Origin of the sequence: Microbacterium sp. MM2322, from assembly GCF_964186585.1 — a bacterium.
Classification (GTDB): Bacteria; Actinomycetota; Actinomycetes; order Actinomycetales; family Microbacteriaceae; genus Microbacterium.
Map to the genome: position 1 here is coordinate 1609942 of NZ_OZ075067.1, position 12553 is coordinate 1622494.

Consider the following 12553-nt stretch of genomic DNA (forward strand, 5'->3'; position numbering starts at 1 on the left):
CGGTCAGGCGGTGGCTCGCTCGCGGACCCGCTGTCCGACCACCGCCGAGACCCCGTCCTGGCGCATCGAGACGCCGTACAGGGCATCTGCGATCTCCATCGTCCGCTTCTGGTGCGTGATCACGATCAGCTGGCTCGACTCCCGCAGTTGCTCGAACACGCCCAGCAAGCGACCGAGGTTGGCGTCATCCAGAGCAGCCTCCACCTCGTCGAGGATGTAGAACGGACTCGGCCTGGCTTTGAAGATCGCCGTCAGCAGCGCAACAGCGGCCAGCGACCGCTCTCCTCCGGAAAGAAGCGAAAGGCGTTCGATCTTCTTTCCCACCGGCCGAACCGCGACATCGATTCCCGTAGTAAGCGGGTGCTCCGGGTCGGTGAGGGAAATGGACCCGGTGCCCCCGGGGAACAGGACCGGGAAGACTTCACCGAAGGCGACCTTCGTGTCCTCGAACGCCGCGAGGAAGATGGTCTGCATACGTTCGTCGAGCTCCTCGATGATCGTGAGGAGATCCGTACGGGTGCGGACGAGGTCGTCGAGCTGCGCAGTCAGGAACGAGTGGCGCTGCTCGAGAGCCGCGAACTCCTCCAGTGCGAGAGGGTTCACCCGGCCGAGCTGAGCGAGTTTGCGCTCTGCATCCTGGAGACGTCGCAGCTGCGTCTCTCGGTCGAAGACCTCCCCGTCACCCTCTTCGGTGCCACCGACGGGTACGTCCGGTCCGTATTCCGCCAAGAGAATATTCTCATCAAGGCCGAGTTCCGACTGCACCCTCTCGAGCAGACTCTGCACGTGCAGTCGCTTCTCGTGCATCTGGAGTTCGAGTCCATGCACCGATTCCGTGACCCGGGTGAGCCGCTCGCGAACGCCGGCATCCTCTCGTCGAAGCTGCGCCAGCTCGGCGGTCAGGGCTGTCCGCGTCTGCTCGGCGCGCTCCAACTCGACGCGCGCTTGGGCTGTCGACCGATCGACCGAGTCGAGAACGGGAGGCAGCGCGGTCGCGACCTCGGACGCGACCGCGCGCTGTGCGCGGCGAATCACCGCACGGCGGGCAGCCGCCTCGGCTGCAGCGCGCTCGCGCTCGCGTTGGCGCTCGAGCTGTGACACCCGCGCCTCGGCGGCACGAACCCGCTCGCGCAAGGTCTCGACATCGAGACGCGTGTCCATCTCGCGGGCTCGCGCGACCTCGAGGGCGTCGAGAAGACCGTCACGCGCGGACGCATCGAGGATCGGCCTCGGAAGATCCGCGACCGAACTGAATGCCTCACCGGCGGCGCGCGCGGCAGTGTCCGCCTCGCGCGCGGCGGCCTCTGCTTGCCGAAGCCCCGCCTCCAGCCGCTCGCACTCCGCCGCGGCGGACTCGAGCCGGACCGTCGCCCGGTTCACCTGCTCCGCATGAGCGGCGAGGGCGGAGTCGTGTTCACGAAGCGCTGTCAGGCATTCGCGGGTCCGCTGACGGGCGGCGTCCCACGCAGCCTGCGCGTCGGCGAGTCCTTCCCGGAGGGAATCCGCCACGACGCTGACCTCGGTCAGCCTCTCGCGTGCCGAATCGCGCTCTGCGGCAAGCTCGATGCGTGACCGAGATTGTCCGGAACCGGCGCGGACGGTGCTCGCCGTGACCGTCTCTCCCGCACGGGTGACGGCGACCAGACGGATGCCGGCGTCGGCCGCTGCGCGGCAGGCGTCGTAGGCCGCATCGATGTCGTCCGAGATCGCTATTCCCGCCAGGGCGGCGCGAATGCCGTCCGGCCCTTCCACGACGTCGGCGGCCCACGTCCACTCGCCTGCCGGTTTCGCCGGTTCGGAGACGGGCCCATCCGCGAGGGCGATGTCGACAGACCCGAGGTCATGCTCACGGGACACCGCGATCACCGCCCGAGCCGCCGTCAGATCGTCGACCAGGACCCCGTCCGCAAGAGCACCCAAGGCGGCTGCGACGGCCGCCTCGAAGCCTGCATTGACGCGGATCGCGTCGCTGACGATTCCGCGGATCCCGCGGCCTCCGCGTGCGATGACGGCTGCCGCGGCGTTACGGATGTCGAGGGCGCGCCCGAGAGCGGCGGTCTCCGCCATCAGGGACTCGCGTTCGCGTTCCGCCGCGTGGAGCCGCTCACGGATCGACCCGACCTCGCCCTCTGATTCGGACGCAGCCCGCTGGGCGTGTTCGTACGCCGCCGCGTACTCCGCAGCCGAATCGGCTGGGCCGTCCGCAGCGGGGGTGATCTCCGCCAGAGCCGCCTCCGACTCCGCGCGCCGCTCCTCTGCCGCGTCGAGGGCGCGTTGCTGCCGCTCGACGGCGGCTCGGAGAGCCTCGGCCTTGGATGCCGCCGCCTCCGACCGTCCCCGCAAGGACGCGAGACGCATGTCGTGTTCGGAGACGAGAGCGCTCTGCGCGGCGATATCCGTGTCGAGCGCATCGAGCTCGGCCCGCGCGCGGATGACTGTCCTCGCCGCAGCGGCCGCGGCATCCTGCGCCGTACCGAGGCCGGAACCGATCTCGTCGATCTCGGCGCGAGCCTCGTCGATGATCGCCTGCGTCACCGTCGTCCCTGAGTCCGCAGGCTGTCCGTCGTCCTCCAAGAGCGACAAACGCTGCCCTGCGAGCGAATACAGTCCACGCAGCCGCTCCTGTACCCGGCCGAGTTCGAACGTGATCGCACGAGCACGATCCACAGCCTCCGCGCGCTGGTCGCTCTCGAGTTCCTCAATCCGGCGCCGGAAGCCATCGGCCCGGTCTTGCAGGACGAGCCGTTCGGCGTGACGCTCCTGCTCGTTGCGGGAGTGATCCGCCAGTTCGGCTCGCAGGCGTGCCAGCTCATCTGCGTACAACCGCGCCTTGGCGTCTCGAACCACGGCGGCGATGGTGGCGGCCTCGCGGGCGATCTCAGCCTGCTTTCCGAGCGGCTTGAGTTGGCGTCGCAACTCACCGGCAAGATCGCTCAGCCTCGTGAGGTTGGCCTCCATGGCGTCGAGCTTGCGCAAGGTCTTCTCCTTGCGCCGGCGGTGCTTGAGGATGCCCGCTGCCTCCTCGATGAATCCGCGCCGATCCTCAGGACTCGCCTGCAGGACCGTGTCGAGACGCCCCTGGCCGACGATGACGTGCATCTCGCGACCCAGGCCGGAATCGCTGAGAAGCTCTTGAACATCGAGGAGTCGACACGTCTCGCCGTTGATGGCGTATTCACTCGACCCGTTGCGGAACAACGTCCGACTGATCGTCACTTCGCTGTACTCGATCGGCAGCACGCCGTCGGAGTTGTCGATCGTGAGCTGGACCTCAGCACGTCCGAGCGGTCCGCGCGTTGCCGTGCCCGCGAAGATGACGTCTTCCATCTTGCCGCCGCGGAGCGTCTTGGCGCCCTGCTCGCCCATGACCCAGGCGAGGGCGTCGACGACGTTCGACTTGCCCGATCCGTTCGGTCCGACGATGCAGGTCACGCCGGGCTCGAGGGCGAACGTCGTCGGCTGAGCGAAGGATTTGAACCCCTTGAGCGTCACGCTCTTCAAGTGCATGCGGGGCCCTCCGGGATCGACGTCGCGTCCACGCTAGCGGACGAACCGACGGCGCCACTTGACGGCGCGCCCGCGGCGACGCTAGTGTCGGGGCTCGCGTCAGAAGTCTGAGAAAGGAGGTCCCCGACATGATTACCGACATCACGCCGACCGGAGCAGCGTTCACCGCTTTCCCGTTCGCCATGGGGACCATCTCCTTCGTCGCGGCAGCGGAACCCCGCGCTCACACCGGCCACTAAGCGGGGAACAGGTGAGCTCCGTCCTCTGACGGCAGCCCGCCCCCCATGCTTCCGGACGGTTTCCGTCCTCACCACCCGTGTCCGCCGGGCCATCGGCCCCGCTCACGGTCGTGCTCTCTCGTGCTGCGGCACGATCCTCCGCCGCGTCCGCGGCATCAACTGCAACGATCGAAAGAGATCAGTCATGCGCACTCTCACCGCGCCGCAGCGCACATCGGCGGTCATCGCCGCGCTGCAGCATCCCACCCCGACGAGCAACACTGCCCGTCAGACGTTCATCGATCGAATCGCCCTGCGGCTGGCCCTGGCTTTGCTCCTCTGGAGCACGCGTCCCGGTGCCGACCGCGAAGAGATCGACGCCCGTCGTCGCGAGCGTCTCGCCCGCGACGCACGGGAGGCCGAATGGGACCGCCGTCGTGCGCTCCTCACTCCGCGCCGATGACACCCGCGGGGGCTGCGATTGCGTCGCAGCCCCCGTCCCCCACGATTTCCAGGAGAACACCATGACCACCGCACCGTACGAACTTCGTCCCCTCACCATTCCGGTGTCCGTCGACGACGCCGACGCACTCGACTTCCTCGCGATGGTCGACGTCCGCAATGAGATCTACCGCGAGATCAGCGCGAACGATGATGAAGCGGCCACCGCTTCTCAGCTTCTGCCGCACTTTCACGAGAACCCCGACAACGACAAGCGGTGTTGGATCGTGCTCGTCGATGCCGATGTGGTCGGCCGTGTGATCGTCGACCTTCCCGCCGAGGAAGGCTCGCAGGTCGCCTACTGGATGGTCGAACTCCTCGAGCGCGTGCAGGGGCGCGGCATCGGTAGCGACGTGTACTCGGTCGTCGAGGAGACCGCCCGCGAGGCCGGGAGGTCGGTCCTCCAGTCCTGGGCCGAGCACCCCGAGCCGCCCAAAGGCTCAGACGTCACCCGCCTTCCGTCGCCGACGACATTCGGCGACATCCCGCTCGACGGGCCGGCGCGCTACTACCTGCGCCACGGCCATACCCTCGAGCAGGTCGATCGGAAGAGCGTCCTGGATGTCGAGGCATCCCTCGCGAACGTGCGCGCACTGCTCGCAGACGCCACGGCGCATGCGGACGGCTATCGCGTGGAGCAGTGGATGCTGCCCACTCCCGAGCCGTACCGCGAGAGCTTCGCCTGGGCCAAGTCCCGGATGTCGACCGATGCCCCCGCCGCAGGCCTGGAGGTGGATGAGGAGAAGTGGGATGTCGAGCGACTTGCACGCCATGACGCCCGCTACATCGACGCCGGTCAGACTGTTCTGGTCACGGCCGCCGTACACGAGGAGACCGGCGACGTGGTCGCGTTCACGGAACTGTGCTCAGGAGCCGACCCGACCGCGACGACCCAGCAGATGGACACGCTCGTTCTCCGCGAGCACCGCGGTCACCGACTCGGCCAACTGATCAAGTGCGCGGCCATCCTCCGGTGGCGGGAGATCGCTCCGGAGTCGACACGGATCATCACCTGGAACGCCGAGGAGAATCGGCCGATGCTGAGCATCAACGAGGAGATGGGGTTCATTCCGGCCGCCTACATCGGCGCCTGGAAGAAGGTGCTCGACTAGCCCGGGCGCTGACACCTCGGGCAGTAATGGCTGGATCGGTTGGTGAAGCTCACCCGCACGATCGCGGTCCCGCAGCGCGCGCACGGTTCGCCCGTTCGACCGTACGCGTTGAGCGAGCGGGCGAAGTATCCGGCTTGACCGTTGACGTTCACGTACTGTGCGTCGAAGCTCGTTCCCCCCTCGGCGAGGGCGCGGTGCAGTACTGCCCGCACCTCGCCGAGGAGGCGTCCCACGGCCCGGGTCGAGAGGTCTTCTGCGGGTCGCTCGGGGTGAAGTCGCGCTGCCCAGAGCGACTCGTCGGCATAGATGTTGCCGATTCCGCTGACGACACTCTGATCGAGAAGCACCCGCTTTATCGCTGAGCGTGACCGTCCGAGCGCGCGGCGGAAGTGCGCCTCGTCGAAAGCGGGATCGAGGGGATCGCGGGCGATGTGCGCGACCTGCGATGGCACGAGAAGGTCGACACTCCCCCACCCGCCCGCGGCGTGATCGGGGGTGCTTTCCAGTCGGTCGATCGCGAGCGACCCGAAGGTCCGTTGGTCGACGAAGACCATCGCGAGCTCTCCGTGAACAGGATGCCGAACATCGAAGCGGATGCGTTCGTGTCGGATCTCAGGGGCGCCCGAGTCGCGCAGCAGCATCTGCCCGCTCATACCGAGATGCCCCACGATCGCTTCGGCCGGAGCAGCGTCGTCGTGCAGCGGCATCCACAGGAACTTGCCGCGCCGCACGACCGCGTCGATGCCGCGGCCGGTCAACCGGGCTTCGAAGTCGGCGGCCGTGCCCACGTGCCGAGTGAGGGACCTCGCGTCGAGGACCGTGACAGCGTCGATCCGGGAGCCCGCGAGGGCCGGCGCGAGGCCGGCGCGGACGACCTCTACCTCAGGAAGTTCGGGCATGCGGGCTCAGGCTCGCGAGGACAGTTCGCGCCACACGGCGAGAGCGGCGACCATCTCGGCCTGCTTCTTGCTCGAGCCCTTACCGTCGCGCGCGACGTCGCCGACCGCAACCGTCGCCGTGAACACGCGATGGTGATCCGGGCCTTCGGCCTCGACGGTGTACGACGGGACCGGAAGTCCTGACCGCGCCGCGAGTTCCTGGAGCGCCGTCTTCGGATCCATCGCCGCGCCGTAGCGCTCCGGATCGGCCATCAGCGGCGACACGAGACGGAGGACGAGAGCAGTGGCGTCGTCGATGCCGGCGGAGAGGTACGCGGCACCTATCAGCGCCTCGGTCGTGTCGGCGAGGATCGAGTCCTTGTCACGGCCGCCGGTTTGATCCTCGCCACGACCCAACCGGAGGTGTGCTCCGAGGCCCATGCTGCGCGCGACCTCGGCCAGCGCGACGGTCGAGACGACGCTCGCGCGCCGCTTCGCGAGGGAACCCTCATCGAGATCCGGGTGCGTGCGGTAGAGGTGCACGGTGACAGCCATGCCGAGGATCGAGTCCCCGAGGAACTCGAGACGCTCGTTGTGGGCGATGCCACCGTTCTCGTACGCATAGGAGCGGTGAGTCAACGCAAGCGACACAAGCTCGGGGTCGATGTCGACCCCGAGCTTGTGTGTGAGCACCGAGTGATCGGTGACAGCGTCAGTCATGACGCGTCGATCAGACGTCGGCGACCTTGCGGCCCTTGTATTCGAGGAACAGCTCCGTGCCCTGCGAGTCGGTGACGACCTTCGCCTGGTGGGGACGGCTGTAGACGACCTTGCCGTTCTCGATGGTCTTGACGAGCGTGGGGGCCTCGGCCTTCCACTGCGCGCGACGCGAACGGGTGTTGGAGCGGGATACCTTCCGCTTCGGGGGGTTACCTGCCATGGTCAGCTCTTCTCTGTGTCGTCGGCGGCGGGGCGTACTGCCTCGCCGTCGTGGTCTGGGGTTCGGGCCGACAAGGCGGCCAGCGCAGTCCAGCGCGGGTCGATCTGGGTTTCCTGGACCGGTGCTCCGGTCAGCCTCTCACCCGTAGACGGATCAAGTCCGGGGCAATCCGGCTGACACACCGGTTGGAACGGAAGCGACAGGACGATCGCATCCCTGATGCCAGTTTCAAGATCCACGTGGTCGTCTTGAACCTGGAAGTCAGCCGCTTCGTCCCCAGAATACCCGAAGAGCTCCTGAAACTCGACTTCGAGCGGGTGTGTCAGGTCGATGAGGCATCGGCTGCACTGCGCCTGATAGTCGCTGACGATCTCGGCCGTGACGAGGATCCCCTCGTGAACCGCCTCGAGACGGACGTCGACCTCGACATCCGAGCCCTTGTCGACCCAGGCCAATCCTTCGCCCCACTTCTCGGGAGCGGGAACCGTCAACTCGAACTCCCGCATCTCTCCCGGAGCTCGAAGGATGTCTCGGACGGGAAGGACGAAGGGACCACTCACACGCTTTCTGACCACGGTCGTCCATCGTACGCGTGCCGAGGCCCCGTCGGGTCGACTCAGCCCGTACGGGCTCCGGTGTCGAGGAAGCGCGCCACCGGACCGGGTACGAACGGCGACACGTCGCCGCCGAGGGATGCCACCTGGCGGACCAGCGAACTGGATACGAGCGCATGCGCGGGATCGGGCAGGAGGAAGACGGTCTCGACGTGCGCAAGGTGGCGATTCACGATGGCCATCGGGGTCTCGTACGCGACGTCCACCTGTGAACGGATGCCCTTCACCAGCACGCCCGCGCCGACGTCCGTGGCGTAGTCCACCAGCAGGCCCACACTCCAGGCTGCGACGACGACGTCGCCCTCGATGTCGCCTTCGGCGATCGACTGCTCGAGAAGAGTGAGCCGCTGAGCGATCGGCAGCATGGCCTCTTTGCCGGGATTGTGAACGACCAGAACGTGGAGCTGGTCGTAGAGCGCGGCGGCGCGGCGGATGACGTCGAGGTGCCCCAGCGTCGGCGGGTCGAACGAGCCTGGCACCACCGCGATCCGGTTGTTCATGTCGTCGATCCTAATGACAGAAGACCCCCGATGCGCCTGGGCTCAGTTCTTGGCCAGCGCAGCGCGCTCGCGGGAACCCACGCGGCCGGCGATCGCGGCGGCCAGCCCGGGGTTGCGGGCAAGGGCGGGGTCTTCGGCCAGAAGTCGCTCCGCTTCGGCGCGTGCCGTCGCGATGAGGTCGGCATCGGCGACGACGCGAAGAAGGCGCAGCGACGAACGAACACCCGACTGGGCGTCGCCCAGGACGTCGCCTTCCCCGCGGAGGTCGAGGTCCACCTCCGCGAGTTCGAACCCGTCCGTCGTCGCCGCGACAGCCTCGACGCGTTGCCGAGCCGGGGTGAACGGGTCGGCCTCCGTGACGAGGAGGCAGAGCCCCGGGACCGATCCTCGACCGACGCGGCCGCGGAGCTGATGCAACTGCGAGACGCCGAAACGATCAGCCTCGAGGATCACCATCGTCGACGCGTTCGGCACATCCACCCCGACCTCGACGACGGTCGTGGCGACCAGGACGTCGATGTCCCCACGGGCGAAGGCTTGCATGACGGCATCCTTCTCGTCGCCCGGCATCTTGCCGTGGAGGATCTCCACACGGATGTCGCGGAAGTCGGGATGCCCCGCAAGGAGAGCAGCGGCCTGGACGACGCCCCACCGGGTCTTCCCCGGCTCTCCTCCCTCGGGAGCCTCCTCCTCGCCCGCATCCGTCGATGCGTCGATCGCCGGGCAGACGACGAACGCCTGCCGTCCGAGCCGCACCTCCTCGGCGACGCGCTCCCAGACCCGTGCGAACCACGCGGGCTTCTCGCCCACCGGGGCCACGAAACTGGAGATGCCGGCTCGACCGCCGGGCATCGTGCGGATCGTCGACACATCCAGGTCGCCGAACACGGTCATCGCGACGGTCCGCGGGATCGGCGTCGCCGTGAGCACCAGGACGTGCGGCGAGCTTCCCTTCGCCCGGAGCGTCTCGCGCTGGTCGACTCCGAAACGGTGCTGCTCGTCGACGACGACGAGGCCGAGATCGGCAAAGGTGGTCGACTCGCTGAGGAGAGCGTGCGTTCCGACGACGATGCGCGACTGGCCGGATGCGACCCGGAGGGCGGCACGTCGCCGTTCGGCGGCCGCCAGTTGGCCGGTGAGGAGCGTCGGCATGAGTTCGGGGGCGAGCTCCGGCCCGAGCATGCGCGCCATGGAGCGGACGTGCTGAGCGGCGAGCACCTCGGTCGGGGCGATGAGGGCCGACTGCCCCCCGGACTGCGCCACCTGGAGCATCGCACGAAGGGCCACGAGCGTCTTACCCGAGCCGACTTCACCCTGGACGAGGCGGTTCATGGGCCAGGGCGCAACGAGATCGGCGGCGATGCGATCGCCGACCTCCACCTGATCGGGCGTGCGCTCGAACGGCAGGGCTGCGTCGAAACGCGTCAGCAGGTCACCGGCCGGCCGCGCAGTCGCCGCCATCATCCTCACGAACTGCCGTTGCTGGAGGAGAGCCGCCTGGAGCACGAAAGCCTCGTGCATGCGGAGAGTCTCACGCGCGGGGTCGATCTGATCGAACGTGTTGGGGGCGTGAATCCGTGCGAGAGCGGTCCGAGCGTCGAGGAGGCCCTGCGATTCACGGAATGCCTGCGGCAGCGGCTCGGGAACGCCCGTCACTCCCTGGAGCACCTGGTCGACGCACCGTTTGACCTGCCAGCTCGAGAACGTGCTCGTCGCCGGATAGATCGGGATGGGGAGGGTCCGCCACGCCTCCGCCGTCAACCGTGCCGTTCCCTCGTCGTCGAAGAGCTCGTAGTCCGGATGCGTGAGCTGCTTCTGACCGCGGTACTCCCCCACCTTCCCGGAGAAGATCCCCTGACGCCCCGCCCGGAGGTCTTTCATCCGCCAGGCCTGACCGAAGAAGGTCAGCGACATCGTGCCTTCACCGTCACCGATGATCACCTCGACGAGCTCGCCACGCCGCCCCCGCATCGGTCGCGTCGACGCGGAGCGCACTTCGGCCACGATCGTCACGAGTTCACCCAGCGGCAGATCCGCGATCGGCGTCAGCTCACCGTGGTTCGCATAGCGCCGAGGGTAGTGGGCCAACAGATCGCCGACGGTCGTCATATGGAACGCGCGGCGCAGGCCCTTGGCGAGCGTCTCGCCGACCGCGTCGGTGAGCGGCGTGTCCAGCGAGTACGACGGCATGGGACGAGTCTATGAGCGGGCGCCGACGCCGCTATCGTGGCGGGGTGACGAGGATCATTGCGGGCGAGGCGGGATCGCTGCCCTTGGCCGTGCCGAGCTCCGGCACACGGCCGACGAGCGAGCGTGTGCGCGAATCGCTCTTCGGCGCCCTCGAGTCTGCGGACCTCATCCGCGACGCAGCCGTCCTGGACCTCTACGCGGGCTCCGGAGCACTCGGACTCGAAGCCGTCAGCCGCGGTGCCACGTCGGTCGACCTCGTCGAGCGCGCGCCGCGAGCGGCATCCGTCATCGAACGCAACGTGCGCGCCGTCGCGCGGAGCCTTCCGGGACGCCGTCTCGTCGTGCATCGGACGTCGGCCGACGGATTCCTCCGCTCCGCCGGCACCGCGTTCGATCTCGTGTTCGTCGACCCGCCCTACGACATGCCCGACACCGAAGTCGAAACGACCCTGGGGTTCCTCGTCTCACGCTTGTCCGCCGACGCAGTCGTCGTCCTCGAGCGGGCGACCCGCTCCGGCGACCCCGCGCTGCCGGACGGCCTCATGGTCGACCGAGCCAAGAAGTACGGCGACACGACCCTGTGGTGGCTCCGCCCTTCGCAGGCGGAGGGGCCGCCTCAGCCGAGCGTCGAATCCCAGTCCGTGTAGGGATCCCAGCCGCCGCGCTCCTCGCTCACCGCGCCCTTCACGAGGACGGGCGACTCGCCGCGCTCGATCACGCGCCCGATGACCTCGAATCCCGCCGGAGTCGCCCCGGAAGGGAAACACGCGAGTAGTGCGTGGTCCTCCCCGCCCGTCAGCGCGGCGTCGTCGAGGTCGGCGTCGAGAGAGATCGTCACCCGGGACGCATCCGCGATGCGAGACGCGTCGAGGAGAAGGCCGTCCGAGACGTCCATGAGCGCCGTCGCTCCTGCGCGCGCGGCGGCGACCCCGAGCTCGACCGGCGGGCGGGGCCGCAACTGCGCGTCGACGTCGTGACGCTCCGCCGGCGACAGCGCGCCGGTCTCCACGGCGACGGGCGTGCCGTCGGCATCCCGAAAACGCGTGAAGAGGATGCCGAGGCCCCGAGCCGCCGCGCCGAGTTCACCGGCGACGGCCACCTCGTCGCCGGGACGTGCGCCCGACCGGAGAACCGGGTCGACCCCGTCGAGCACACCGAGAGCGGTGACGGCGACGGTCAGGGTGTCGGAGATCGTCAGGTCTCCGCCCTCGACCGCGCACCCCGGTGCGAGTTCCGTAAGGGCGTCACGAAGCCCCGTCGCGAGGTGTTCGACGAAGGCCGCGGGCAGGGAGTCCGGCAGGGCGAGAGCAACGAGGAGGGCGGTCGGCCGGGCGCCCATCGCCGCCACATCCGCCACGTTGACGGCAGCCGCCTTGAAACCGAGGTCGTACGCGGACGTCCACGCGAGCCGGAAGTCGGGACCGTGCACGAGCGTGTCGGTCGTCGCGACGATCCGTCCCCCAGGCACTGCAAGGACAGCAGCGTCGTCGCCCGGTCCGATCTCCGCCCGTGACGCCGGGCCCAGCACGCCCAGGATGCGGCCCAGCAGGTCCTTCTCGGAGACGTCGCGCACGCGGAGCTCACCCATGCGTCCACGGTAGCCTGGAGCGATGCCCCGAACCCGCTGGACCGCCGCGCTCGCACTCCTCGTGGCCGGTGTCGCCGCTCTGTCGGGCTGCTCGTCCACTGTTGCCGTCGACACGCCGCCGCAGGCCGACGATCTGCGTTGCGCGCAGGTGATGGTCCGGCTTCCAGACGTCCTCGGCGACCAGCAGCGGCGGTGGACCGACGCGCAGTCCACCGCGGCGTGGGGAGACCCGACGACCGTCCAATTCGCTTGCGGGGAGAAGCCGCTCGGGCCGACCACCCTGCCGTGCTTCACGGTCGACGGGGTCGACTGGGTCGTGGACGATTCGCGAGCGCCCCTGTACCGGATCACCACCTACGGGCGGGTGCCCGCAGTCCAGCTCATCATCAACTACGACGCCGTCTCGTCGAGCGGCCCCGTCTCGGCCGTGAGTCGACTGATCACCAAGCGATTCGAGATCACCGCGAAGTGCGTGGCCCCCTCCGAGACGCAGCCCTGACGAGCG

Annotated in this window: 12 protein-coding genes; 4 read left to right on the top strand and 8 right to left on the bottom strand. The window is 68.6% G+C overall.

Features of this window, described 5'->3' with window-relative positions; genetic code table 11:
- Positions 1-3: 3 nt before the first annotated feature.
- On the bottom strand, positions 4-3507 hold the full coding sequence (gene smc / locus ABQ271_RS07895; RefSeq protein WP_349308237.1) for a chromosome segregation protein SMC: 3504 nt from the start codon (positions 3505-3507) through the stop codon (positions 4-6).
- 423 nt (positions 3508-3930) lie between these two features.
- On the opposite strand from smc, the gene ABQ271_RS07900 reads away from it, so the two are divergent.
- Both ABQ271_RS07900 and ABQ271_RS07905 read left to right on the top strand, forming a co-directional pair.
- On the top strand, positions 3931-4188 hold the full coding sequence (locus tag ABQ271_RS07900) for a hypothetical protein (protein WP_349308238.1): 258 nt from the start codon (positions 3931-3933) through the stop codon (positions 4186-4188).
- A gap of 61 nt (positions 4189-4249) precedes the next feature.
- Positions 4250-5338, top strand: a complete 1089-nt coding sequence (locus ABQ271_RS07905) for a GNAT family N-acetyltransferase (protein ID WP_349308239.1) — start codon at positions 4250-4252, stop codon at positions 5336-5338.
- On the opposite strand, the gene mutM is transcribed toward ABQ271_RS07905, so the two are convergent.
- From mutM to ABQ271_RS07935, 6 genes are read right to left on the bottom strand one after another with little or no spacing between them, the layout of a single operon-like run.
- Positions 5335-6237, bottom strand: a complete 903-nt coding sequence (gene mutM, locus ABQ271_RS07910; protein ID WP_349308240.1) for a bifunctional DNA-formamidopyrimidine glycosylase/DNA-(apurinic or apyrimidinic site) lyase — start codon at positions 6235-6237, stop codon at positions 5335-5337. The genes ABQ271_RS07905 and mutM overlap by 4 nt on opposite strands.
- A 6-nt stretch (positions 6238-6243) precedes the next feature.
- Entirely contained in the window at positions 6244-6936 is a 693-nt protein-coding gene (gene rnc, locus ABQ271_RS07915) for a ribonuclease III (RefSeq protein WP_349308241.1), read from the bottom strand.
- A gap of 10 nt (positions 6937-6946) precedes the next feature.
- The gene (gene rpmF / locus ABQ271_RS07920; RefSeq protein WP_019179169.1) at positions 6947-7156 is read right to left on the bottom strand and encodes a 50S ribosomal protein L32; all 210 of its coding nucleotides are present in this window, start codon (positions 7154-7156) and stop codon (positions 6947-6949) included.
- 2 nt (positions 7157-7158) lie between these two features.
- On the bottom strand, positions 7159-7716 hold the full coding sequence (locus tag ABQ271_RS07925; RefSeq protein WP_349310873.1) for a YceD family protein: 558 nt from the start codon (positions 7714-7716) through the stop codon (positions 7159-7161).
- A gap of 56 nt (positions 7717-7772) precedes the next feature.
- Positions 7773-8270: a pantetheine-phosphate adenylyltransferase gene (gene coaD, locus ABQ271_RS07930; protein ID WP_349308242.1), complete on the bottom strand. Its 498-nt coding sequence runs from the start codon at positions 8268-8270 to the stop codon at positions 7773-7775.
- Positions 8271-8312: 42 nt separating this feature from the next.
- Positions 8313-10460: an ATP-dependent DNA helicase RecG gene (locus tag ABQ271_RS07935; RefSeq protein ID WP_349308243.1), complete on the bottom strand. Its 2148-nt coding sequence runs from the start codon at positions 10458-10460 to the stop codon at positions 8313-8315.
- A 44-nt stretch (positions 10461-10504) separates the two neighbouring features.
- Here ABQ271_RS07935 and rsmD point away from each other — a divergent pair, with 44 nt between their 5' ends.
- Positions 10505-11107 (top strand): 16S rRNA (guanine(966)-N(2))-methyltransferase RsmD, encoded by a 603-nt coding sequence (gene rsmD / locus ABQ271_RS07940; RefSeq protein ID WP_349308244.1) that lies wholly within the window; start codon positions 10505-10507, stop codon positions 11105-11107.
- On the opposite strand, the gene thiL is transcribed toward rsmD, so the two are convergent.
- On the bottom strand, positions 11077-12048 hold the full coding sequence (gene thiL / locus ABQ271_RS07945; protein ID WP_349308245.1) for a thiamine-phosphate kinase: 972 nt from the start codon (positions 12046-12048) through the stop codon (positions 11077-11079). The genes rsmD and thiL overlap by 31 nt on opposite strands.
- Before the next feature lie 22 nt (positions 12049-12070).
- Here thiL and ABQ271_RS07950 point away from each other — a divergent pair, with 22 nt between their 5' ends.
- Positions 12071-12547 carry a DUF3515 family protein gene (locus ABQ271_RS07950; protein ID WP_349308246.1) on the top strand — a complete coding sequence of 159 codons (477 nt, stop codon included), beginning with the start codon at positions 12071-12073 and terminating at the stop codon, positions 12545-12547.
- Positions 12548-12553 lie beyond the last annotated feature (6 nt).